The following is a 23,807-nucleotide window of genomic DNA, read 5'->3' on the forward strand; positions in this document are numbered from 1 at the left end:
GAGAATAATCACCGCCCTATGCCTTTGCTACAAACTTTGCAAACTGAATTGGCCGCACTCGATGCGCAACACTTGATCCGGCGTCGCCGTGCGGTCGACAGCGCCTGTGACGCCACCGTACAGGCCGAAGGACGCGAGCTGATGGCGTTTTGCAGTAATGATTATCTGGGTCTGGCCGCGCATCCGGCGGTTATCGCCGCGCTGCAGCAAGGCGCGAGTCTGTACGGTGCCGGCAGCGGTGCCTCGCATCTGATCAGCGGCCACAGCCGCGCGCATGCCCAACTCGAAGAGCGCCTGGCCGAATTCATGGCAGCGCACATCGAGCAGGCCCGTGCCTTGTATTTCTGTTCCGGTTACATGGCCAACCAAGCGGTGATCACCGCCTTGGCCGGTAAGGACGCGGCAGTGTTTTCCGAGCAGCTCAACCATGCTTCGCTGATCGATGGGGCACGCTTGTCGCGCGCCGCCACCAAGGTGTTCCCGCACCGCGATTATGATGCCTTGGCCGAAATGTTGAAAACTTGTCAGAGCAAGCAGCGCATCGTCATCACCGACAGCGTGTTCAGCATGGATGGCAATATCGCCGATCTGCGCCCCTTGCTGGCCTTGTGTGAGCAATACGAGGCTTGGCTGATTGTCGACGATGCGCATGGCTTCGGCGTACTCGGTGCGCATGGTCGCGGGGTGTTTGAACACTTTGATTTGCATTCGCCGAATTTGATTTACATGGGCACACTGGGCAAAGCCGCCGGTGTCGGCGGGGCCTTCGTGGCAGCGCATGAAACGGTGATCGAATGGTTGGTGCAAAAAGCCCGTTCGTATATTTACACGACCGCTGCACCCCCGGCGTTAGCGCATGCTTTGTTGACGAGTCTCGATATCATTGCCGGCCCGGAAGGCATGCAAAGACGCGCGCACCTCAATCAATTGATCGATTTATTCCGCACCGGTTTGGATTTGAAAGTGTGGAGCAATATGCCATCGCCAACGGCGGTGCAGCCGGTGCTGATTGGTGACAATGCCGGCATGCTGGCGGTGGCCGGCAATTTGCGCGACCAAGGTTTCTGGGTCGGGGCGATTCGGCCGCCGACGGTGGCCGTCGGTACCGCCCGTTTGCGTGTCACGCTGTCAGCCGCGCACAGTAAGGTGCAGGTACTGCAATTGGTACAGGCGATCAATCGGCTCGATAATTTGCATTATGTGGCGCGCTGTTTCGCCGAGGTGGCGTGATGTCTGCACCGCGTACACAGGATTATTTCGTTACCGGTACCGATACCGAAATCGGCAAAACGCTGATCAGTTGCGCCTTGCTGAACGCCTTTGCCAGCGCCGGCAGCACACTGGGTTTGAAGCCGGTGGCTGCCGGTGCCGAGTGGCGCGATGGTGAATGGCATAATGAGGATGTGGATCGTCTGATGGCAGCCTCCAGCGTGAGCGCACCGACAGCGCTGGTGTGCCCGTATTTGATGCGGACTCCGGCCGCTCCGCATATCGTTGCGCGTGTGGAACAAGTCCAAGTGTCACTGGCGACGATACAGGCGGCGTATGCCGCAGCCTGCGAGTCAGCCGACGTCGTCATCGTCGAAGGGGTGGGCGGTTTTTGCGTGCCGCTCGATGCGCAGATCGATACCGCCGACCTGGCGCAAGCATTGGCGCTGCCGGTGATCTTGGTGGTTGGACTGCGGCTCGGTTGTATCAACCATGCCTTGCTGACGGTGCAGGCGATTGCGGCGCGCGGCTTGAGACTGGCCGGCTGGGTTGCGAATACGGTCGATGCGGATATGCTTTACCAAGCTGAAAATATCGCCGCTCTGCGCGCGCGCATTGCCGCACCTTTACTCGGCGTCATCCCGCGTCTGGCTGACGACTCGGACTCGCTGACCCGCCACCGCATGGCGGCGGCGGGTCTCGATCTGACTTTATTGAATTGATTATTTAAGGAGATTTTATGCAAACCCATGACACCACAGAGCAGGCGCTACAGTTTCAAGCACCGCTGAAAACCATTGAAGCCGAGGCTTGGCCGCTGGACGATGTGTTGGCTTTGTTCGATTTGCCATTCAATGATTTGATGTTTCAGGCGCAGACTGCGCACCGAGCGAATTTCCCGGCTGGCGATATCGAATTGGCGACGCTGTTGTCGATTAAAACCGGTGGCTGCGAAGAAGATTGCAGCTACTGTCCGCAAGCAGCACGCTATGACACCGGCGTCGAAGCCAAGAAGATGCTCGATGTACGCGAAGTGCTCGATGCCGCCAAAGCCGCACGCGAAAACGGCGCGACGCGCTTTTGTATGGGCGCCGCGTGGCGCTCACCGAAAGACCGCGATATCGAGAAAGTCGAAACCATGGTGCGTGAAGTAAAAGCCATGGGCTTGGAAACTTGCGCCACCCTGGGCATGCTCAAGGAAGAACAGGCGCAGCGTCTGAAAGATGCCGGCCTCGATTACTACAACCACAACCTCGATACTGCGCCTGAATTTTACAGCAATGTGATTTCCACCCGCGACTACCAAGACCGCCTCGATACGCTCGGTCATGTGCGTACCGCCGGTTTGAAAGTGTGTTGCGGCGGCATTGTCGGCATGGGCGAAACGCGGCGTCAGCGCGCCGGTCTGATCGCTCAGTTGGCCAACCTGAATCCGTATCCGGAATCGGTGCCGGTGAATCATCTGGTGCAAGTCGAAGGCACGCCTTTGCATGGCCTCGATCCGCTCGATCCGTTTGAATTCGTGCGTACCATCGCCGTCGCGCGCATCACCATGCCCAAGGCACGCGTGCGTTTGTCGGCCGGTCGTCGGCAAATGGGCGAGGCAGTGCAGGCGATGTGTTTTCTGGCCGGTGCCAATTCGATTTTTTACGGCGACAAATTACTCACGACACAAAATCCGGAAGCGCAGGATGACCGTGTCTTGCTGGGGAAATTAGGCCTCACTACACGCGGTAAGGTCGAGGCCAAAGCCGGTAATTGTAGCTGAGCGCGCCTGCACCATTGATTCCCCTTAACCAGAAGAGCCTGAGACATGTTTACTAAAATTCTGATCGCTAACCGTGGTGAAATTGCTTGCCGTGTTGCCGCTACTGCACGTCGCATGGGCATTCGTACCGTTGCCGTGTACTCCGACGCCGACGCCGATGCCAAGCATGTCGCGGTGTGTGATGAAGCGGTCAGAATCGGACCGGCGGCGGCCAAGGAAAGTTATTTGCTCGGTGAAAAAATTATCGAGGTCGCCTTGGCTTGTGGTGCACAGGCGATCCACCCAGGCTATGGTTTTTTATCGGAAAACAGCGATTTCGCCCAAGCCTGCGCCGAGCATGGCTTGGTCTTCATCGGTCCGCCGGCAGCGGCGATTCGCGCCATGGGCAGTAAATCGGCGGCCAAATCTTTGATGGAAACCGCCCATGTGCCGCTGGTGCCTGGCTATCACGGTGAAAATCAGGATGCCGATTTTCTGCATGCCCAAGCCGATCAGATCGGCTATCCGGTCTTGCTCAAAGCCAGCGCTGGTGGCGGCGGCAAAGGCATGCGCGTGATCGAGCAATCGGCTGACTTCAAAGAGGCGCTGGCTTCCTGCAAACGCGAAGCGATCAATTCTTTCGGCGACGATAAGGTGTTGGCGGAAAAGTATTTGCAGCGTCCGCGGCATATTGAAATTCAAGTGTTCGCCGATACCCATGGCAATTGTGTGTATCTGTTTGAGCGCGATTGTTCGGTGCAGCGGCGGCATCAAAAAGTCTTGGAAGAAGCGCCGGCACCGGGTTTGAGCGAAGCGCGGCGACGCGCCATGGGCGAGGCCGCGGTGGCCGCGGCCAAGGCAGTTGGCTATGTCGGTGCCGGCACGGTCGAATTCATCGTCAATCAAGATGGTTCGTTTTATTTCATGGAAATGAACACGCGTTTGCAAGTCGAACATCCGGTAACGGAAATGATTACCGCCACCGATTTGGTCGAGTGGCAGTTGCGTGTGGCGGCCGGCGAAAAATTGCCGCTGTTACAGTCTGAGTTACGGATTCATGGGCATGCCATCGAAGCGCGTGTGTATGCCGAAAATCCGGAAAAAGGTTTCCTGCCTTCGATCGGTACACTGCGCCATGTCCGCACCCCGGCGGCCGCGTACTTCGAACTCGGGAATGGTGATGGCAGCGATCCTGCGCCTATCCGTATCGATAGCGGTGTGCGTGAAGGCGACACCATTTCGCCATTCTATGATCCTATGCTTGCCAAGCTGATCGTCTGGGGCAAGGATCGCGAGCAAGCGCTGGCACGTATGGCGCAGGCCTTGGCACAATATCAAATCGTCGGCTTATCATCGAACCTCGCATTTTTATCACGCCTGATCGGCAGCACGGCGTTTGCCACGGCTGATCTTGATACGGGCCTCATTGAGCGGAATCAGGAACAATTGTTTCCGACGCCGCCGGCCCCGGCTTGCGCTTCTCTGGCCTTGGCCAGCGCCGCCTTGTTGAACAGCGAACGCAGCGGCGGCAGCGATCCTTGGCAGAGTAGCCAAGGCTGGCGCATGAACAGTCAACTGCAAAGGCGTTTACAATTCAGCCAAGAGCAGGATAGCCATGCAGTACAGCTCAGCTATCTGGCTGATGGCTGGGAATTCACCTGTGATGGCGCAAAGCACCGCTTGAGCTTGGTGTCACAGCAGGGCCCGGAACTGGTACTGCGGCTCGGTGCGAGTACGGTCAGTGGCACGGTGGTACGGGATGGTGAGTATTTCCATGTTTTCAGTCAAGCTGTGCACAGCGTGTTTCATTATCTTGATGCGTTGGCCCATGCCGGTGAAGCCGAAGCCGAAGGCGGTCGTCTGACTGCTCCGATGCCAGGTAAGATCGTCGCCGTATTGGTGGCGGCCGGGCAGAGCGTGACGAAAGGTAGCGCCTTACTGATCATGGAAGCGATGAAAATGGAACACACCATTTCGGCACCGCATGACGGCATCATTGCAGAAGTCTTGTATGCGGTCGGCGACCAGGTCGGCGAGGGCGCACAATTACTGGCCTTTGCGCAGCCAGTGTAAGTTTCGACGAAAGAGAATATGACCGCACTTTCCATTAATATTAATAAGATCGCTTTGCTGCGCAATTCGCGCGGCCGTAATTATCCCGACGTGCTGGCCTTTTCGGCGCGCTGTCTCGATCTCGGTGTTGGCGGTATCACCCTGCATCCGCGCCAAGATCAACGCCATGCGCGTTACAGCGATGTCGCTGAGCTGGCGCAATTGTGCCGCGCGCGCGGTGCTGAGCTCAATGTCGAGGGCTATCCGTCGGCCGAATTCATCGAGGTCGTCAAACAGTACCGACCGGCGCAATGCACCTTGGTACCGGATGCGCCCGACCAACTGACTTCCGATCACGGTTGGGATTTGCGTCGCGATGCGGCACAGTTGGCACCGGTGCTTGCCGAACTCGATGCACTCGGGATACGGACCAGTTTGTTTGTCGACGTCGATAACCGCGATTTGCCGCTGGCGCGCGAACTCGGTGCCGCGCGTATTGAACTGTACACCGAGCCGTATGCCGAAACCTACGGCCAGGTCGATGCGGCGTCAGTGTTCGCGGCCTTTCAGGCGGCTGCCTTGTGTGCGCAACAGGCCGGTTTGGGCGTCAATGCCGGACACGATCTCAACCTCGATAATCTGGGGAAATTCTTGCAGATACCCGGTATTTTAGAAGTCTCGATCGGTCATGCGGTCATCGTTGAGAGTCTGGAATTGGGGATGAACACAGTGATAGGGCGTTACCTCGACATCATTCGTCAAGCCGGGAGTCGCACATGAGCGCCTGCTTGCCTGCTCACGTCAAGATCGTCGAAGTCGGCCCGCGCGATGGCTTGCAAAATGAAAAAGAAAGTATTCCGGCCGAGATTAAAATCGCCCTGATCGACCGACTCAGCGCGGCCGGCTTTCGCAATATCGAAGCGGCTTCGTTTGTCTCGCCTAAGTGGGTGCCGCAAATGGCAACGTCGGCGCAAGTCATGGCCGGCATCACGCGTCGGCCTGGTGTGGTGTATTCGGCCTTGACGCCGAACTTGCAAGGTTTTGAAGCGGCGCTGGCAGCCGGGGTCGATGAAGTAGTGATTTTCAGTTCGGCATCGGAAGCCTTTTCACAAAAAAATATCAATTGCTCGATGACCGAATCGATAGAACGCTTTCGCGTCGTCGCCGCGGCCGCCAAGCGCCACAAACTACGTCTGCGCGGCAGTATCAGCTGTGCCTTCGGCTGTCCCTATCAGGGCACGGTCGAGGTGGCGGCGGTAAGCGATGTCGTGCGCCGCTTGGGTGAACTCGGTTGCGATGAAATCGACATTGCCGATACCATCGGCGTCGGTACCGCGCGCCAGGTGCAGCAGGTCATGCTGGCTGCGGCCGAGGTGTTCCCGCTGGCCGCCTTGTCGGGGCATTTTCACGATACCTATGGCCAAGCGCTGGCGAATATCTATGCCAGTCTTGAAGTTGGCGTCAGTATTTTCCATTCCTCGGTGGCTGGGCTGGGCGGCTGTCCGTATGCCAAAGGGGCGACCGGGAATGTGGCCACCGAAGATGTACTGTTTCTCATGCAGGGCTTAGGCATTGCTACCGGTATCGATCTGGCCGCCGTGGTCGACGCCGGTCAATTCATCGCCGCTCATCTCGGCCGTAAGGCGGTCAGTCGGGCCGGTAATGCCTTGGCAGCGCGACGCCTCAGTGCTGCAATTGCTCAATGATCCAGTGAGCATCATCGAGCGGTAAATCATGGCCAGCCCTCGCATGCAGGCGCAACGGGGCTTGCCACAGCGCCGCCAGGCGACTGGAGCAGCAGGGGTTCACCAAGCGGTCACCAGCCCCGGCCAGCAGCAGCAGCGGTACGGCTGGTGCCTGCAGTGGGGCGCGGTAGCGCAAGGCGGCCAGCAATTGGCGGCAGCTGTTGCGCCGGCTGACAGGAAATTCTTCGGCATAGGCGCGCCAGCGCGCTACCAGTTCGCTGCGGCGCAGCGGGCTGTTGCTGGTTAAATCGAAAATCACTTGTTCGCGTTGTTGATGATCGCTGCGCAGGCTGCTGGCCAGCAGTGCCAGATAATTCTGTGGCCGCAGGCGTTGGTAAAACCGATTATGCGGTGCCACGCTGGTATTGATCAGCACCAGTCTTTGCACTTGTTGTGGATAGCGCTGCGCCCAGCCGATGGCGACCATGGCACCGAGCGAAATGGCCAATACCTGCACCGGCCCAGTCACTTGTAGGCGGGCTAACTCCGCGTGCACAAATTCGACCATCGCGGCGATGCTGCTGGCGCTGTTTTCACGATGACGGCTGCCATTGCCGGGAAAATCGAGCGTGATGATGCGCTGTGCCGGAAAGGCGCGTTGTAATTGCGCCGGAAAGTCGCCCCAGTGGCGTTGTTCGCGGATCAGGCCGCGTAACAGTACCCAAGTCATGGTCGGTACCAGCGTGTTACGGCGCGCTCTTGCAAGCGCAGGCGTGCCGGGCCGCGGGCGCGCCAACTGGCATGCGCGCAGGTGGCGCGCATGAGAAAATCGAACCACGATTGATGACGGCGCAAGACGCGGTGCCAACGGTGTTCTTCGACCGGATTGAACATGCCGTGACGAGAAAATAACTGGCGCGGGTTTTTCTTTACCCATAACCACGAGCCCATTTCCAATGTCAGCGGCAGAAAGGTTTTTTCCGGGGTTTGCTGTGCTTGCAAATACAGGTAATCCCAGATATCACCATGGGTACGGTATTGTCGGCTTTGTGGCTCGAACAGGTAGCGGTGATACGGGTGGGTTTGACAGAACAATTCTTCCAACGACAAGATATCGGCCAAGCCGGCAATCGGATGCACACTGTGCGCATGGGGAAACCACACCCGATCACGCAGCCCGAAACCGGAATGGCAATCGATGGCGAGGCTGAATTCACGGCTCAGCAATTCTTTTGTCACGGTTTGGCACAGCGCGATATTTTCCGCTTCCATCGCGGCGTCGGCGGCCCCGCGATACCACGGCAAATGCCGGCTGATGCGGTGTCCACCGAGTAAAAACGGCACTTCATCATCGGCCTCCACCGGCGCATTGCGCATCAAGTCGACGCCGTTGAGATTGCAGCGTGTCGCCGCCGCCATGCCGCCCGGGTTCATCAAGGGCATGAACACCAGCCGCACTTCTTGCAACATGTGTTGCAAGCTTTTATCCCAGTGCAGACGGGAAACCAGACCACGCAAGAAAGCCAGCAAGACTTGACTGCCAATTCGTTCCAAGCCATGGATGCCACCGAAAAAACCGATCGCCGGCAGCGCCGGATCGGGATTGCCGAGTGCGATACGGTATACCGGGTAGCGCTTGTTGTGGCTGCTGACTTCGCAAACCGTGTCGACTTCCAATTGGCCGCGGCCGAGGCTGATGATGCGTTCGAGTTCACGTAGTTCAGGCAAGGCGGGCATGGAGGGAGCGCGTAAATGGAAATGCAGCCATACTAGCAGGCTATCTGAGTTTCGAGTAAGCGACTCGTCAGCACCGCTGACGGCGATACGTTTGACGTTGTAGAAATGATTACTTTTTAAGTATTTTATGTTTTAATACTTGAAACGCTGATTCATCACCGATCAATAAGGAACGCGATGAACAATCTGAAAATCGACGAGGCCATGGCCTATGTTCGCAAACTGGCGGCGAAAAACAATGGCGATGTGCCGGAGTGGAACAAATATCAGGAACTGCTGAAGCAGCATTTGGCCGATCCCTACAATTTTAAATTCAAAATGCCGCAGGAATATTATTATGCTTATTTACGCGGCAAAAACCTGAGCCACGAAGAAGCCTTGGAGCGGATGGGAATTTCTCCCAAGAAAAAAACTGCCGCTCCCAAGAAAAAAAGTTTTTGGCAATTTTGGTAAGTCCCGGCCGGCTTGGAAATGCACCGGCCGCGTCCGTTCTCAGATTGCTGCGCTGTCGCTACAGATTTGGCTGGAGGTGCGCGAACGGTAGTCGGTGATGAATTCATCGAAGCTACCGGTTTGCGCGCTTTCCATCGCGGCTTGCTCGGCGATCGATTGCTGCGCCATCGCCTGAAAACTGCGTAATTCTTCCGCACTTGGGGGGTGCGCACGGAATTGCTCGGCCAAGTGTTTGCTTTGGCTTAAGGCAAATTTCGGGAAAGAATCACCATGTGCATGCATGGCTTGCAATACTTGGGCCGACGGTGTCAGTGCCGGATCATGTATTTTCTTGATCTGCACTTGTAGGGCATCATGATGCTCGCTGCTGCCATGCTGTTTGTCTAACAGCGCTGCCAGCGGCGCGATTTTTTCCAATAATTCCAAGCTCCAGTCGTGCAGCGACACAGCGCTGCCGGCGCGACTGAGTTGTAAGTCGGGACGACGGCCCTGTTTCACCACCAAGCCGAAATTGCCACTGTTTTCATGGCCTTCAGCAACATTGGTCAGCGGGCTTTCATCGAGCGCACAAAACAGCAGGAAGGCATCGAGAAAGCGCGCCGTTTCGAGTTTGATACCGAGCGGCTCGAAGGGATTGACATCCATGCAGCGCACTTCCACATATTGCACTCCGCGGGCACAGAGCGCTTCGATCGGCCGCTCACCACTGTGGATGACGCGTTTCGGCCGTATCGTGGCATAGAATTCATTCTCGATTTGCAACACATTGGTGTTGATCTGTACCCATTCGCCATCGACTTTGGTGCCGATTTTTTCATATTCCGGATACGGCTTACGCACCGCGATCGACAGACTGCGCATGTATTCCATCAGATTGTTATACGGTGCCACCAGCCCGTCTTGCGCATTGTTTTGGTAGCCGAGGTCGCTCATACGCAAGCTGGTCGCATACGGCAGGTAGAGGGTATCGTCGGCCAAGGTCTCGAGTTCATGCTTGCGCCCGGCCAAGAACGAGGCCGCCAAGGCTGGCGAAGCGCCGAATAAATACATCAACAGCCAACTGTAGCGTTGGAAATTGCGGATCATCGCGATATAATTTTCCGACTGCGCCGTCATCGCATCGCCGGGGCTGTGTTCCGCCTCTTGTAAGACTTGCCACAACTGTTCCGACAAAGAATAATTGTAATGAATCCCGGCGATACATTGCATGCTTTTGCCGTAACGCAATGCCAAGCCGCGTCGGTAGACATGTTTGATCATGCCTATGTGTGCCTGCCCGTACCAAGCGATGGCGATGTCTTGTTCCGCTGGCAAAGTGCAGGGCATCGATTGGCTCCACAGCATTTCATCGCCGAGTTCGGTATACGCGAAGCGATGAATTTGCGTGAGTTTATCTAAGGCGATGGCAATGTCAGGCTCGGCCGGGGTAATGAATTCCAGCAAGGCTTCCGCGTAGTCGGTGGTAATTTGCGGATGCGTGAGTGCCGCCCCGAGCGCGGCTGGATGGGGCTGGCGCGACAGGTGACCAGCCGCATCGACGCGCAGCGTTTCTCGCTCGATGCCGCGCAAGCCCTGTGCCAGCAAGGGGCGATATGCAGGGCTATCGAGCAGAGCCAGACGACGGTTTAACAAATTGCTCACAGAGGTATCCTTCAAAATAATGATTTTTTCGCACGTATTTCGACAACGAATTTCGAGCTAGCATAGCCGAAATTTGAATCGAACATCACGAGCCAGCGCAAAACTTGCTAAAAAGCTTAACTTTGATTCGTCGACCTTGCGATAAAGTCGCGTGAATAGAATTATTTTTTTGGTAATATGGGCTGCATTATGATTCGCGCTTCCCTCACTGTCCGCTCACCAGGAGATTGTCATGCAATTCGCTTACACTATCGTGTATGTACCTGACGTCGCAGCATCGTTGGCTTTTTTTGAACAGGCTTTCGGCATCGCTCGTCGTTTTCTCGATGATTCCGGCATGTACGGTGAGCTCGAAACCGGTGCGACCGCGCTGGCCTTTGCCGATCACCAAATGGCTGCCTTCAATTATACTGCTGGCCATGTGGCTGCCCATAGCTCGGTGCAACCACTGGGCTTCGAGGTCGCCTTGTGCTGCGCCGATGTGGCCTTGGCCCATGCTACTGCGTTGGCGGCTGGTGCGCGCGAAGTGGCCGCACCGTTGGCCAAACCATGGGGGCAAATCGTTTCTTATGTGCGTTGCCCCGATGGTTTGCTGGTTGAATTGTGTACCCCGGTCGGGGCGGTGTCGGATGAATAGCAGCGCCGCTGCGTCCGAATGGGCTTTGGAGCTGCGCGCAGTCAGCAAGCACTTTGCCCGTCCAGTGCTCGAGCGATTGAATTTGTCGCTCGCTCGCGGCGAGCTGTATGCTTTGCTCGGTCCCAATGGCGCCGGCAAAACCACCACCTTGCGCATGGCTGCCGGCTTGTTGCAGCCCGATAGCGGCGAGATTAGCTTGCTTGGCCATGACTTACCGCAAGCTGCGTCTGCCGCGAAGCAAAAGCTGGCCTATCTGCCCGATACCCCGTTGTTGTACGACAAACTCACTGCTTGGGAATACTTGGAATTCAGCGCTGGCTTATGGGGTGTAGCCGCGCCGCATGCCACGGCTAAAGCGCAGCAATTGCTTGATTGCTTGGGTTTGAGCCGGCATGCCGATGAATTGACGGAAACTTTTTCCCGTGGCATGCAGCAAAAACTGGCTTTGGCCGGAGGCTTGATCCACGATCCGGAATTGATTATTCTCGATGAACCTTTGACCGGTCTTGACGCGGCGGCGGCCAGACAGGTTAAAGATTTGCTACAAGCGCATGTGGCGCAGGGTGGCACGGTGCTGATGACGACACATATTCTTGAGGTGGCCGAACGGCTGGCGCAACGCATCGGCATTCTCAGCGAGGGGCGGCTGATCGCCGAAGGGACGCTGGCGCAGTTACGTGAACAAACGCGTCAGGGCGACGCCACCTTGGAACAAATTTTTTTGCAATTGACGGGGCTCAATTGATGCGCCGCAGCTTGCCGTTCCATCCTGGCAGCGTAGGCTGGTTGCTGGCGCATGAAGTGCGGCTGCTTTTGTTTTCCATGAATAGCAGCAAGGGCCAACGCGGCTTTCGTTGGGGCAAAGTTCTCGTGCTGCTGCTAGCTTGGCTGCTCACGCATGTGCTGGCTTGGGTCTTGTGGCCCAGTGTGCTGGCCTTGGCGGCGGCACCGCCGGTGTTGTTGCAACTGTTACTGGTGGCGGCCTTGCTGCTGATGTCGACGCTGATGTTTTCGATGGCCTTGAATCGCAGCGTAGACGTGCTGTTTGAGCGTGCCGATTTGGATTTGTTATTGTCTTCGCCGCTCTCGGGTAGCGTGATTTTTCGGGTACGCCTCGGGGTCTTGGTGTTGGCGGTGACGGCGGCGTGTTGGTTTTTCCTGACACCATTGGCGCATATCGCGCTGCTGCATGGTCTGCCGCTGTATTTGTTGATCTATCCTTTCATTCTGAGTTACGCGAGCTTGCTCGTGTGCGCCGCCATGTTGCTCTGTCTGGCGCTGGTGGCCAGGCTGGGGCCGCAGCGCACGCGCGTGATCGCCCATGTGTTAGCGGCGCTCAGCGGTGCCGCCTTGTTCCTCCTTACGCAACTGTTCGCCTATCGAGAACAAAGTGTGAGCGACTTTTTGTTGGCACAATGTTTACCGTATCTGCAGCAACACCTCGATGCACCTGTCTGGCAATTGCTGACTTGGCCGCTGCGCGCCCTGACACAGTGGCGCAGCGCGCTGCTGTTGTTGGCCCTCAGTAGTGCGGTTTTCTTATTGCTGACGCACAGCTTGCATGGCTTATACGGGCGCGCCAGCGAGCACAGCGGCCGTCGCCGGGTCAGTACATCGCGCCGAGCGCTGCCGCCGATGCGCAGTGGTGTGACGCGGGCAATCCTACGCAAAGAATGGCGCTTGTTATTGCGCGACTGGCATTTGCTGGCGCGAATAGGCCTGCAAATGTTGTATCTCATACCTTTATTATTGCTTTTTTTTCGCGCCAGCCAGCCCGTGCCAGCCGCGGTGGCGGCGCTGACCGTATTGCTGTCCGGTTTGACCGGCTCATTGGCTTGGGTGATTTTTTCCGCCGAAGCCGCGCCGCAATTGCTGCAACTGGCACCGCTGTCAGCACGGCAAATACTGCGCGCCAAAATGCTGGCGGCAGCGCTGCCCAGCCTGTGTTTGTTGGGACTGGCGGCCAGTTGGCTAGGCCTGAGCGCACCAACTGCTGCCGCTTGGCTGCTCAGCGGTGGCTTGCTGGCGCAAGTCGGGGTCTTGCTGATTCATGTTTACTTGGCCAAGCCGGCGGCCCGCAGCCAGTTTCAACGGCGCGGCAAGGGCAACTTGGCAGCAACTGTTTGCGAGACGCTGAACAATTTTTCCTGGGCCGGTGCGCTGCTGGCGCTGCAGCATGCGAGCCAGACCTGGGTTAGCGTCGGTTTGCTCGGCGGACTAGCTAGTGTATTACTGGCATATATTTTGCGTAACAAAGAAAACAACCAGGAGTGAATCATGTTATCAGGAGTGCACCATGTGGCCGTTATTTGTTCCGACTATGCGCGCTCGCGGCAGTTTTACACGGAAACCTTGGGTCTGCGCATCATCGCCGAGCATTATCGTGCCGCACGGCAGTCATACAAGCTGGATCTGGCATGCGCCGATGGGGTGCAGATAGAATTGTTTTCCTTTGCTGCTGCCCCGGCACGCCCCTCGTATCCGGAGGCGCGTGGTTTGCGGCATTTGGCGTTTACCGTGGCCGATATCGAGGCTGCAGTGGCCTTGCTGCAGCAGCGCGGCGTCGAACTCGAAGCGATCCGCCGCGATGAGTACACCGGGCAGCGCTTTGTTTTCTTTGCTGATCCCGACGGTTTGCCGCTGGAATTATATGAACGCGCCGCTGCCGCGGACGGTCTGCCATGCACAGCATCCCCATTGTGATCGATGTCGAAGCCTCGGGCTTCGGCAAAGGCAGCTATCCGATCGAAGTCGGTTTTTCCCGCGCGCAAGGCCACGCCTGGTGTAGTTTGATTCGTCCGGAACAAGAATGGGTGCACTGGGATGCGACGGCCGCGCAGGTGCATTGCATAGAGCGAGGTATGTTATTTAAGTCCGGCAAGAATGTGCACAGCGTCGCCGAGCACCTCAATTTGGCGCTGGCCGGCCAAACCATCTATACCGATGGCTGGGCCCACGACTATGTCTGGCTGGCGCGTTTGTTCGATGCCGCTGAGCGTGTGCCATCATTTCATCTGGCCGATTTCCGCGAAATCATCACGCCGGCGCAGGAAGCCTTGTGGCATGCCACCAAGGATCAACTGATCAAGGAGCTGCAATTGACGCGCCATCGTGCCAGCAACGATGCCCGCATCTTGCAACTGACTTGGCTGCGCACCCACGATGCCAGCCGCAGCGAGCACTGACATAAGCAAATATTATTTGGCCTTAGGGCAAGTGTTGTTCCTGAGAACAAAATATTGGTTTGTAAAAATCTTGTAAATCATATTTAAATTCTGGATATGGTCGTTTCTTTTAATTAAGTTCCGTTTCGGCTTGCAAGTGCGCACAGCATCAATAAACTCTCATTTTTTGTAAATTTTTTCTGCAATAATCGCCGTGCAGATGTAAGAAAATGTTTCAAAAATGAAGTGTTTTGCCTGCGGTATGAGTGCGCGGGCATGCGCCCAACTTGACTAACCCAGACTAAGCCGGAATCATGAATGCCACGCCAAGTAAGTGCCTGACCCTGTTGTTTCTAGCGTTCAATCTCATCGCGAGCGCGTTTGCGCAAGAAAACCCCATGCAGTTCATGAGCCGCGCCAACGCCAAAGTTGCGCGTGCCGAGAGCTTGAAAAACCGTTGGGAAGGGCCGGTGGCCGGACCGAAACTGCAAAAGAAAAAGAAAATCATTTTCATCGCGGCCGACATGAGCGATGCCGCGATCGGTGCGCTCTTCAACGGTGTCAAAGAAGCCGGTATTGCCGGGGCTTGGGAAACGCTGTCTATCGATTGTCGCGGACGGTGCAATCAAGGTGCGGCGATTATTTCACAGGCACTCGATATGAAGGCCGATGGGATTATTCTGGCTGGTATCGATGTGAGCACCCAAGCCAAGGGTTTGGCCGCAGCGGATAAAGCCAAGGTGCCGGTGGTGGGTTGGCATGCCTCGATCAAGAGCGGTCCGGTGGGCGGCTTGTTTACCAATATCACCTCCAACCCGAAAGAGGTGGCGCAAGTCGCGGCCTTGTACATGGTGGTCGAAGCCGACAGCAAGGCTGGCATCGTGTTGTTTACCGATTCGAGCAACCCGTATCTGCAAGCCAAGTCGGCGACGATACTCGAAACCATCAAGCAGTGTGAGTCGTGCCGCTTGCTCAGCGTTGAAGATGTGCCGCTCGCGGACGGCTATGTAAAAATGAAAACGGCGGTCGAAGCGGCCGTGAAACGCCACGGCGCGAAATGGACCCACGTGATTGCGGTTAATGATTTTTACTTTGATCTGCTCACCACCGCATCGATCGCCCCGCTGGTGGCAGCCAATAAACTTATCGGTGTCTCCGCTGGCGACGGTTCACCCAGCGCTTACCAACGCATACGCAGCAATGGCATGCAAAGCGGTACCGTGCCGGAACCCTTAGTCATGCATGCTTGGCAATTGGTCGATGAATTGAATCGCGCCTTTTGCGGGCAAGCAGCGAGTAGCTATGTCACGCCGGTGCATTTGGTGACGGTGCAAAATATTGCCTATGATGGCGGTAATAAGAATGCCTTCGATCCGGCCAACGATTATCGTTTGCATTATCAGCAAAGCTGGCTCAAATAAGCGCTGCGCCTGCGCTTGGCGGCACCCTGATTTGCCAGTGCGGGCGCGGGCGGCTATCATGAGGGCCGAATCATTTTCTACTCCCCATGTCCAGCGCTCACCACTCCTCCTTCCCTCGTTCTGAGCCCCATCGTGTGATTGTCATCGGCGGCGGACCGGCCGGCCTGATGGCGGCAGAAGTGCTGGCCGCCGCCGGTGTCGCAGTCGATGTGTATGACGCGATGGCCAGTGTCGGGCGGAAGTTTTTGCTGGCGGGAAAAGGCGGTATGAATCTGACCCATGGCGAAGCTTGGCCGGCTTTCATCGGCCGTTACGGCGCGCGCGCCGCCGCCTTGCACGACATAATCAAAGATTTTGACCCCAGCGCGCTGCGTGCCTGGGCCTTGGCACTCGGGGTGGAAACCTTTGTCGGCAGTTCCGGTCGCGTGTTTCCGGTCGATATGAAGGCGGCCCCGCTGCTGCGGGCGTGGTTACATGCCTTGCGTAGTGATCAAGTGCGCTTCCACATGCGCCATCGTTGGACCGGCGCTGGTGCTGCTGGTCAAGGTTGGGAATTTACCAGTACGAACGGCCCGGTACACGCGCAAGCCGATGCGGTGGTGCTGGCATTGGGCGGCGGCAGTTGGGCACGGCTGGGCTCGGATGGCGCCTGGGTGCCGTGGCTGCAGCAACGTGGTGTTGAGGTGTCGCCATTGGTCGCGGCAAATTGTGGTTTTGATACTGTTTGGACTCCATTTTTCCAACAAAATTTTGCTGGTCAGCCAGTATTGACCGTGGCCGCCCGCACAGCGGCTGGCGCGGCCCCCATGCGCCAAGGGCAGTTCGTGATCACCGAAGGGGGTGTCGAGGGCAGCCTGATCTATGCTTTGTCGTCTGCTTTGCGTCAACAGTTGGTGCAAAACGGCTATGCCGTGCTCGAACTGGATTTATTGCCGGACAAGAGCGCAGAACGGCTGGCCGCCGAACTCGTCTCTGGCCGTGGCGCGCGTTCGCTGAGCACACACTTGCGCAGTAAATTGGGCTTAGATCGTTTGAAAATCGCCTTATTGCATGAGGTTTTGACACCGGAACAAATGCGCATTCCAGCCGTGCTAGCCCAGACCATCAAAGCATTACCCTTGCGTTTGCACGCCACCCGCCCGCTCGATGAGGCGATCAGCAGTGCCGGCGGCGTTTGCTTTGAAGCGCTCGATGAGACCCTGATGCTACGCGCCTGCCCCGGGGTATTTTGTGCCGGTGAAATGCTCGATTGGGAAGCGCCGACCGGTGGATATTTATTGACAGCCAGCATGGCCAGCGGTCGTCAAGCCGCACGTGGGGTGCTAAATTGGCTTCATATCAATAAAAAAGCAAGTTCTTTGCCGACAGAATGAAGTTTGCCTCAGGAAATGGTTACAATCAGTTTTTAATCTGGGTTTCAAAGTCATGACGGTATCCACCGGTTTCGTGTATTTTTATGAGTGAAAGTGCCCCCCTGCGCCTGAAAGTGGCGTGGCGCGCCGCGATACAGGTTGCTGTTGGAAAAATTGTACCTGCAAAAGTTGTTAATTTTTCTGTTGCTGGTATTCAGTTGCAAACCAGTGTCATGCTCAAAGAGAAACAAACTTATCAAATGATGATGGAAGTGCCTAGCCCTAAAGATGCCTCGGCACGTACCCAAGTCGTGTGCAAAGCAACCTGTATTTATACGATTTTGAGCGGCAGTGAGTACCGTGCCGGGATGAAATATTTTGATGTGCCGACCGAGCACGCCGCCCTGTTAGCTAATTGGCAGGCTTAACCATGGAAACAGCATGAGTATTTTGTACGATTATGATCCCGATGCGCTCGCCGATGACGCGCGCCCGACCATCCCCTCGCCCTGTATAGGCGTGTGCCGTATGGATGAGAAAAAAGCTTGGTGCGCCGGCTGTTTTCGTACCATCGATGAGCTCAAAGCCTGGGGCAGCGCGAATGACGATAGCAAACGCCATATCTGGCGTGAAGTTAAACAACGCATGTTTTAACGCCGGTGTCGACGTCACGCAGCAGCGTACCCGATTTGCCGCCTGGCATGCAGGTATGGGAACGCGGCTGGCTCTCTTCCAACAACATCCTGTTCCTGTCTGAGCACAGCTGCGCTCTGGTTGACAGCGCCTATCTCAGTCATGCGCCGCAAACGCTGGCCTTGCTCGAACATGCTTTGCAGGGGCGTCAACTCGACTTGCTGGTGAATACGCACCTACATTCCGATCACTGCGGTGGCAATGCTATTGTGCAACAGCGCTATGGATGCCGAACCCTGATTCCGGCCGCAGAGTTAGCCGCGGTGCAAAATTGGGATCAGGCGGCGCTATCGTTTACCGCCACCGGTCAGCAATGCGCACGCTTTTGCGCCGATGCCGGTATCGCCGCCGGCGATCAGTTATTGCTCGGCGATATGCTCTGGGATGTCCTCGCTGCCCCCGGTCATGACGCGCATGCCTTGATTTTTTATCAAGCGCAACAGCGCTTGTTGATCTCTGCCGATGCCCTGTGGGAAAATGGTTTCGGCGTTATTTTTCCTGAACTCGAAGGCCAATCCGGTTTCGCCGAACAGGCGGCGATTTTGGAAGTGATCCGTACGCTCGATGTGCGTCTGGTTATTCCCGGCCATGGACCGGTATTTACCGATGTGACAGCGGCGCTGGCGCGGGCTGAGCAGCGCCTGGCTTACCTGGAAGCCGATCCGAAACGCAACGCCCTCAATGCCCTCAAGGTAATGCTGGCGTTTCTCTTGCTCGAGCGACGCCGGCTTGATTTTCCTTTGATCCTCAATTTTCTGCACCAATGCCGCAGCATGCAAGCGGCCTTGCACTTGCTGGGTCTGTCACCGGATATGGCACTGCCGCTCTTGGTCGCGCAATTGCTGCGCGCCGGTGTTGCCGTTGCCGATGGTCAGTGTCTCGTCAGCAGTGTTTGAGTTCTTATTTGAGTTGGTAATCGGACTGACTTAAAGCCTGCAAGGCGGGCAGATCGGCATACTGCGCGGGCCGGCCTTGCTGTTTGGCCATAAAGGCTTCCAATAGATTACTGCTTTGCCATATCCCCGATTGTAACCAGCCCATTTGTTGCAAGGCATCATGGGTCGAGTGATCGCGGGCGTAATGAATCGCTTGTTTACTGCCCCAAATTGCCAGCGGTGGTTTGGCGGCGATTTCCTTGGCCATCTGCATGGCTGCGCTCAGCATCGCGGCCTGATCAGCGAAGACTTCATTGACCAGACCCACCGCGAGTGCGCGCGCGGCCGGCAAACGCCGCCCGGTGTAGGCCATTTCATGCACGATGCCTTCCGGTATCAGCTTGGGCAAACGTTGCAAGGTGCCGAGATCGGCGGTCATGCCGATATTAATTTCTTGGATACAGAAAAAAGCATCGCTGCTGGCCAGACGTATATCGGCAGCGCAAATCAGATCGACGCCACCGCCTATGCAGCCGCCATGAATAGCGGCAATGACTGGCATGCGCAAGGCCTCAATTTGATTGAAGCTCGCTTGCATTTCTTGTAGCAACAAAGCGATGTTGGCGCGCCCGACCGCCTGCTGATCATCGAGGCTCATGCTGCCGCTGGTAAACACATCGAGCGCCATGCCGGCGGTGAAATGTTTACCACTCGATGAAATCACCAGAACCCGTGCGCTCGCCTGGCGCTGCAGGGTGTCGAGAATGCTGCTCAGTTCGCGGAAAAATACCGGCTGCATGGTATTGAATTCGGCGCCACGTTTGAAATGCAGATGGGCGATTTTTTCTTCTATGCTCAAATCGAAACACTGGTAAGTCATGTGCTTGCTTTCTCACTGAAAGTGGGCAGCGCGGCGGCCGCAAAAGTTTTCTGCTACCATCATAACAGGCATTGATACCGCCTGAACCCCTACTCAACCCGTCACCGGAACGCTTTCATGACACTACGCTTGCCGCCAGTATTGCAAAATTTGACCATCCCGGTAATCGCTTCACCCATGTTCATCGCCAGCGGACCCAAGCTGGTAGCGGCGCAATGTAAAGCCGGCATCGTCGGTTCATTTCCAGCCTTGAATGCGCGCCCGGCCGAGTTGCTCGACAGTTGGCTCAGTGGTCTGGAACAGGAATTGGCCAGCTTTGCTGCCGAACATCCTGGCGCACGGGTCGGACCGATTGCGGTTAACCAAATCGTCCATCAATCCAATGACCGGCTGGCACATGATGTCGAGGTCTGTGTACGTCATCGCGTACCTATCATTATTTCCTCTCTGCGCGCACCGCCGCAAGAAATGCTGGCGGCGATTCACAGTTACGGCGGCATCGTCTTACATGACGTGATTTCAATTCGTCACGCCCACAAGGCGCTCGAAGCCGGGGTCGATGGCTTGATCTTGGTGGCCGCCGGTGCTGGCGGCCATGCCGGTGGCTTATCGCCGTTCGCGCTGGTCGGTGAAGTGCGCAAATTCTTCGCCGGGCCGGTGGCTTTGTCGGGCTCCATTGCCACGGGCGATGCGATTCTTGCAGCGCAGGCCATGGGTGCTGATTTAGCCTATATCGGCTCACGTTGGCTGGCCACGCCGGAAGCAAATGTCGACGAAGGCTATCGTCAAGCTATCCTCGAAGCAACGGCCGCTGACATCGTCTATACCAACTTGTTTACCGGCGTGCATGGTAATTACTTGCGACAATCGATCATCGCTGCCGGTCTCGATCCGGAAAATTTACCCTTGGCCGACAAGAGCAAAATGGATTTCGGCAGCGGCAGCGGGAAGCCGGCCAAAGCCTGGCGCGATATCTGGGGTGCCGGGCAAGGGGTAGGCTTGATGGACGATGCCCCAACGGTCGCCGAGATCGTGGCGCGCTTCGCGGCGGAGTATGCGCGCGCCAAAGCGCGTTTGCTTTCTTTGTAATTTCTAGCTGGTAACAAAAATACCTATTTTATATTCAAGTTTGAAGCCGGATTTGCCGTAACCGGTGTACTTACTCTCATTTGGTTTGACTATGCGCCACTCTTCTCCCCTCTTATTGTCCCTGTTGCTGAGCTGCTCGGCATTTGCCAACGATAGCAGCTCTTCAGCACCGCCATCCAAGCCGATTAAACAAGCATCGGCCAAAGAAGATAGTGCCGCCTCGGCCTCGTCGTCGAAAGAGAAGGAGGGGCGCAAATCGGCTGGAAAGGAAGGCAAGGAGAGTAAGGAATCCAAAGAAGCCAAGGATGCCGCTAAAGAAGCCTTGGCGGCCGATGAGCTGGCGGCCAAAATTGCCGATCGCTTGGCCGTGTTGCGCAAAGAAAAAGACGATGCCGCCGCGCGTGCGGCGGTGCGGCCGGCACGCAATTACGCGATCAAGAAAGTCGAAGCACCGAAAGCTAAAACGCCGGAGATGGAGGCCAATGCCGCACTCGTCGGTGCGCTCGCCAGCCATGAGGCGGCCCATTGGAGTTACTTGGGCGAAGGCGCGCCGCTCAATTGGGGCAAGCTCAGCCCGGCCAATGCCAAATGCGACAGCGGCGAGCGGCAGTCGCCGATCGATATCCGCGATGGCATACGGGTGAATCTCGACCCCATCGCTTTCGACTACAAACCCAGTGGTTTCAATGTGCTCGATAATGGCCACACCATACAAGTCAATGTCGGTGCCGGAAACTACATCACCGTGATGGGGCGCAATTATGAACTGGTGCAATTCCACTTCCATAAACCTTCGGAAGAACGCGTCAACGGCAAAAATTTTGAAATGGTCGTGCACTTGGTGCACAAGGATGTCGATGGCAAGTTAGCCGTGGTGGCGGTGTTGCTGGAGCGTGGCAAAGCGCAGAACCTGATACAGCAAGTCTGGAATAATCTGCCGCTGGAGAAAAATGATCCGCAAGCTGGCTTAGCGGCACTCGATATCAAGCAAATTTTGCCGTCTAACCATGATTACTATACTTACATGGGTTCCTTGACGACACCGCCTTGTACCGAGGGTGTGTTGTGGTTAGTCATGAAAGATCCGGTAGAAATTTCGCCGGAACAATTGGCGATTTTCAATCGTCTGTATCCGATGAATGCGCGGCCGATTCAAAAAAGCGCTGGACGCTTGATCAAAGAATCTAGCTGACCAGCAACAAATACTTATCCATTCTTGTCAACCTTGCGCCCCGTTGAACGGTTAACTGTGTATACCGTCGCATTTGCGGCGGTGGAATGGATAAGGAGTTCATCATGCGTGTTATTTTCAGTGCTGTGTTTGCCGTCGTGCTGGTCGCGGCGAGTACCAGCGGTTGCGCCGTGTATGTGCCGGGGCCACGGCTGGCGGGACCGGTGTACGTGGCACCGGCTTGGGCTTATGCTTATGACCGTGGTTACGACCATGGTTACGGCGGCGAGCATCATCACCGCCACTGGTGAGCCGGCGCTAAGCTCGCAAACGAAAGCGACTGACCACGAGTAATAAGGCATCGGCTTGCTGTCCCAATGAGACGGCCGCGGCACCGGCGGCTTCGACCAAAGCAGCGTTGTGCTGGGTAATTTGATCGATATCGTGCACCGATAAATTGACGGCTTCAATCCCGACGCTTTGTGCGCGGCTGGCGCGGCTGATCTCGGCCATGATGGCCGTGACACCGGTAATGCTGGTGACGATTTCCTGCATGGTCGTGCCAGCCTCATCGACGAGTTGGCTGCCTGCATCAACCCTTTCCACCGAGTCACCGATCAGGTGCTTGATTTCTTTGGCGGCACTGGCTGAACGTTGCGCCAAAGTGCGGACTTCCGCCGCTACCACCGCAAATCCACGCCCTTGTTCGCCGGCGCGCGCCGCTTCGACCGCCGCATTCAAAGCCAAAATATTGGTTTGAAAGGCGATACCGTCGATGACCCCGATAATGTCGACGATTTTTTTCGAGGAAGCATTGATCGCACTCATGGTCTCGACCACTTGATTCACCACTTGACCACCCTTCACCGCCACCTCGGCTGCCGTCAGCGCCAAGCCATTAGCTTGGCTTGCATGCGCGGCATTTTCTTGCACCGCCTGCGTCAGAGTCGTCATCGCTTGCGTCGTGTGTTCGAGCGCGGCCGTTTGCTGTTCGGTACGACTGGCCAGATCGAGATTGCCGCTGGCAATCTGACTCGATGCCGCGGCGATCGCATCGGTGCCGCTACGTACCTCAGTAACAATATCAGCGATGCTGTCACGCATGCTTTTCAATGCATGCAACATGCTTTTCTCATCATCGACGCGCAGGGCGATGGTCTCATTCAAATTGCCGGCAGAAATTTGATCGGCCAGTCGTATCGCATAACTCGGTTCACCGCCCAGTTGTTGGCGGATACTCTTGCTGATGAGAATCGCAATCACACTACCGAGCGCTATCGCCAGCGCGCCTAAAACGGCTAACATCATTTGTGCCGTATGCGATTGTGCCAGCATGGCCAGCGAGGAAGCTTCGATGGCGCTGCTTTGATAGAGCGACAGGGTTTTGATGCTGGCGACATAATCATTGAGCGCCGGTTCCAGCTGCTTGCTCATCAGTATATGTACTTGGTCAGGCTGCTGCTTCTTTTCTTCGAAGATGCGCGTGCGTGCCGCCAGATAAATTTTTCTTTGCGCGCCGATGGCCATAAATAAGCGCTTTTCTTCGGCATTGTTGTCGAATGCCTGCAGTGCCAGTTGAATTTCGCTGATGCGCGCACTGGTTTGTTTGATCAATGCCTCGACTTGTTGTTGACGCAGCGGATCGTTCGATTCGACCACCAGCATGGTGCGGGCACCATTGAGGTTGGTGCTGGCCGACCATTCAGAGAACAGATTTTCTTTTTTAATCATATCGTTGACGATATGCTCCACCTCTTTGTTTACCGTATCCAAGCGCAGCACCGCGATGCCAACTATGAGCAACAGTAACAGCAGAACCAGAGAAAAACCGAGCGACAAGCGCGCGCTTACTTTGAGTGCAGAGAGATGCATAATAGGGGAACTCCTACGAGTTTCTTGCCAGTAAGTGTGACGATTATTCGACAATACAACAAAAATAAACCAGCGCGGTATATTTTTTTTACGCTAAGCAACATTTAATCCGTTCATCTTGGGCACGCA

Annotated in this window: 25 protein-coding genes; 20 read left to right on the forward strand and 5 right to left on the reverse strand. The window is 56.2% G+C overall.

All coding sequences use genetic code 11. From position 1 onward, the window contains the following. The first annotated feature begins 18 nt into the window (after nt 1–18). Genes bioF through RHM61_RS06800 form a run of 6 tightly spaced genes read left to right on the forward strand, consistent with a single transcriptional unit; the run spans nt 19 to nt 6,714 of the window. Nucleotides 19–1,230, forward strand: coding sequence for an 8-amino-7-oxononanoate synthase (gene bioF / locus RHM61_RS06775; protein WP_322251053.1), 1,212 nt, complete (start codon nt 19–21; stop codon nt 1,228–1,230). Beyond that, nucleotides 1,230–1,931 (forward strand): dethiobiotin synthase, encoded by a 702-nt coding sequence (gene bioD, locus RHM61_RS06780; protein ID WP_322250368.1) that lies wholly within the window; start codon nt 1,230–1,232, stop codon nt 1,929–1,931. Before bioF ends, bioD begins: the two co-directional genes overlap by 1 nt. Nucleotides 1,932–1,948: 17 nt before the next feature. Beyond that, nucleotides 1,949–2,977, forward strand: coding sequence for a biotin synthase BioB (bioB, locus tag RHM61_RS06785; RefSeq protein WP_322250369.1), 1,029 nt, complete (start codon nt 1,949–1,951; stop codon nt 2,975–2,977). A 45-nt stretch (nt 2,978–3,022) separates the two neighbouring features. After that, nucleotides 3,023–5,029 carry an acetyl/propionyl/methylcrotonyl-CoA carboxylase subunit alpha gene (locus RHM61_RS06790; RefSeq protein WP_322250370.1) on the forward strand — a complete coding sequence of 669 codons (2,007 nt, stop codon included), beginning with the start codon at nt 3,023–3,025 and terminating at the stop codon, nt 5,027–5,029. Nucleotides 5,030–5,047: 18 nt separating this feature from the next. Continuing rightward, nucleotides 5,048–5,788 carry a pyridoxine 5'-phosphate synthase gene (locus tag RHM61_RS06795; RefSeq protein WP_322250371.1) on the forward strand — a complete coding sequence of 247 codons (741 nt, stop codon included), beginning with the start codon at nt 5,048–5,050 and terminating at the stop codon, nt 5,786–5,788. Then, nucleotides 5,785–6,714, forward strand: a complete 930-nt coding sequence (locus tag RHM61_RS06800) for a hydroxymethylglutaryl-CoA lyase (RefSeq protein WP_322250372.1) — start codon at nt 5,785–5,787, stop codon at nt 6,712–6,714. The genes RHM61_RS06795 and RHM61_RS06800 overlap by 4 nt, the downstream gene beginning before the upstream one ends. Here RHM61_RS06800 and RHM61_RS06805 read toward each other — a convergent pair. Then, the gene (locus tag RHM61_RS06805; protein ID WP_322250373.1) at nt 6,692–7,423 is read right to left on the reverse strand and encodes an alpha/beta hydrolase; all 732 of its coding nucleotides are present in this window, start codon (nt 7,421–7,423) and stop codon (nt 6,692–6,694) included. The genes RHM61_RS06800 and RHM61_RS06805 overlap by 23 nt on opposite strands. Next, nucleotides 7,420–8,430, reverse strand: a complete 1,011-nt coding sequence (locus RHM61_RS06810) for a M14 family zinc carboxypeptidase (protein ID WP_322250374.1) — start codon at nt 8,428–8,430, stop codon at nt 7,420–7,422. Before RHM61_RS06810 ends, RHM61_RS06805 begins: the two co-directional genes overlap by 4 nt. Nucleotides 8,431–8,607: 177 nt before the next feature. On the opposite strand from RHM61_RS06810, the gene RHM61_RS06815 reads away from it, so the two are divergent. After that, entirely contained in the window at nt 8,608–8,883 is a 276-nt protein-coding gene (locus RHM61_RS06815) for a hypothetical protein (RefSeq protein WP_322250375.1), read from the forward strand. Between the two features lie 39 nt (nt 8,884–8,922). On the opposite strand, the gene gshA is transcribed toward RHM61_RS06815, so the two are convergent. Further along, entirely contained in the window at nt 8,923–10,524 is a 1,602-nt protein-coding gene (gshA, locus tag RHM61_RS06820; RefSeq protein WP_322250376.1) for a glutamate--cysteine ligase, read from the reverse strand. A 232-nt stretch (nt 10,525–10,756) separates the two neighbouring features. Between gshA and RHM61_RS06825 the strand changes: the two genes are divergently transcribed. From RHM61_RS06825 to RHM61_RS06870, 10 genes are all read left to right on the forward strand, one after another. Beyond that, a complete protein-coding gene (locus tag RHM61_RS06825) occupies nt 10,757–11,161 on the forward strand; it encodes a VOC family protein (protein ID WP_322250377.1) in 405 nt (134 codons plus the stop codon). Continuing rightward, nucleotides 11,154–11,906 carry a heme ABC exporter ATP-binding protein CcmA gene (gene ccmA / locus RHM61_RS06830; RefSeq protein WP_322250378.1) on the forward strand — a complete coding sequence of 251 codons (753 nt, stop codon included), beginning with the start codon at nt 11,154–11,156 and terminating at the stop codon, nt 11,904–11,906. Before RHM61_RS06825 ends, ccmA begins: the two co-directional genes overlap by 8 nt. Continuing rightward, nucleotides 11,906–13,435 carry a hypothetical protein gene (locus tag RHM61_RS06835; RefSeq protein WP_322250379.1) on the forward strand — a complete coding sequence of 510 codons (1,530 nt, stop codon included), beginning with the start codon at nt 11,906–11,908 and terminating at the stop codon, nt 13,433–13,435. Before ccmA ends, RHM61_RS06835 begins: the two co-directional genes overlap by 1 nt. Nucleotides 13,436–13,438: 3 nt before the next feature. Next, nucleotides 13,439–13,864, forward strand: a complete 426-nt coding sequence (locus RHM61_RS06840; RefSeq protein WP_322250380.1) for a VOC family protein — start codon at nt 13,439–13,441, stop codon at nt 13,862–13,864. Continuing rightward, nucleotides 13,843–14,346, forward strand: a complete 504-nt coding sequence (locus RHM61_RS06845) for a hypothetical protein (protein WP_322250381.1) — start codon at nt 13,843–13,845, stop codon at nt 14,344–14,346. The genes RHM61_RS06840 and RHM61_RS06845 overlap by 22 nt, the downstream gene beginning before the upstream one ends. Before the next feature lie 293 nt (nt 14,347–14,639). After that, nucleotides 14,640–15,746, forward strand: a complete 1,107-nt coding sequence (locus RHM61_RS06850) for a substrate-binding domain-containing protein (RefSeq protein ID WP_322250382.1) — start codon at nt 14,640–14,642, stop codon at nt 15,744–15,746. A gap of 86 nt (nt 15,747–15,832) precedes the next feature. Further along, nucleotides 15,833–17,119, forward strand: coding sequence for a TIGR03862 family flavoprotein (locus RHM61_RS06855; RefSeq protein ID WP_322250383.1), 1,287 nt, complete (start codon nt 15,833–15,835; stop codon nt 17,117–17,119). An 83-nt stretch (nt 17,120–17,202) separates the two neighbouring features. Next, nucleotides 17,203–17,526, forward strand: coding sequence for a hypothetical protein (locus RHM61_RS06860; protein WP_322250384.1), 324 nt, complete (start codon nt 17,203–17,205; stop codon nt 17,524–17,526). 13 nt (nt 17,527–17,539) lie between these two features. Beyond that, nucleotides 17,540–17,752, forward strand: a complete 213-nt coding sequence (locus tag RHM61_RS06865) for a DUF1289 domain-containing protein (protein WP_322250385.1) — start codon at nt 17,540–17,542, stop codon at nt 17,750–17,752. 47 nt (nt 17,753–17,799) lie between these two features. Continuing rightward, on the forward strand, nt 17,800–18,687 hold the full coding sequence (locus RHM61_RS06870) for an MBL fold metallo-hydrolase (RefSeq protein WP_322251054.1): 888 nt from the start codon (nt 17,800–17,802) through the stop codon (nt 18,685–18,687). Between the two features lie 4 nt (nt 18,688–18,691). Here RHM61_RS06870 and RHM61_RS06875 read toward each other — a convergent pair whose 3' ends face one another. Further along, nucleotides 18,692–19,546: an enoyl-CoA hydratase-related protein gene (locus tag RHM61_RS06875; protein WP_322250386.1), complete on the reverse strand. Its 855-nt coding sequence runs from the start codon at nt 19,544–19,546 to the stop codon at nt 18,692–18,694. Nucleotides 19,547–19,663: 117 nt separating this feature from the next. On the opposite strand from RHM61_RS06875, the gene RHM61_RS06880 reads away from it, so the two are divergent. The 3 genes from RHM61_RS06880 to RHM61_RS06890 all read left to right on the forward strand — a co-directional run bounded on the left by RHM61_RS06880 (nt 19,664) and on the right by RHM61_RS06890 (nt 22,117). Then, entirely contained in the window at nt 19,664–20,635 is a 972-nt protein-coding gene (locus RHM61_RS06880) for a nitronate monooxygenase family protein (RefSeq protein ID WP_322250387.1), read from the forward strand. Nucleotides 20,636–20,726: 91 nt separating this feature from the next. Further along, nucleotides 20,727–21,827: a carbonic anhydrase family protein gene (locus tag RHM61_RS06885; protein WP_322250388.1), complete on the forward strand. Its 1,101-nt coding sequence runs from the start codon at nt 20,727–20,729 to the stop codon at nt 21,825–21,827. A gap of 104 nt (nt 21,828–21,931) precedes the next feature. After that, nucleotides 21,932–22,117 carry a hypothetical protein gene (locus RHM61_RS06890; RefSeq protein ID WP_322250389.1) on the forward strand — a complete coding sequence of 62 codons (186 nt, stop codon included), beginning with the start codon at nt 21,932–21,934 and terminating at the stop codon, nt 22,115–22,117. 7 nt (nt 22,118–22,124) lie between these two features. On the opposite strand, the gene RHM61_RS06895 is transcribed toward RHM61_RS06890, so the two are convergent. Then, on the reverse strand, nt 22,125–23,678 hold the full coding sequence (locus RHM61_RS06895) for a methyl-accepting chemotaxis protein (protein WP_322250390.1): 1,554 nt from the start codon (nt 23,676–23,678) through the stop codon (nt 22,125–22,127). Nucleotides 23,679–23,807 lie beyond the last annotated feature (129 nt).

The organism is Undibacterium sp. CCC3.4 (assembly GCF_034347425.1).
Classification (GTDB): domain Bacteria; phylum Pseudomonadota; class Gammaproteobacteria; order Burkholderiales; family Burkholderiaceae_D; genus Undibacterium.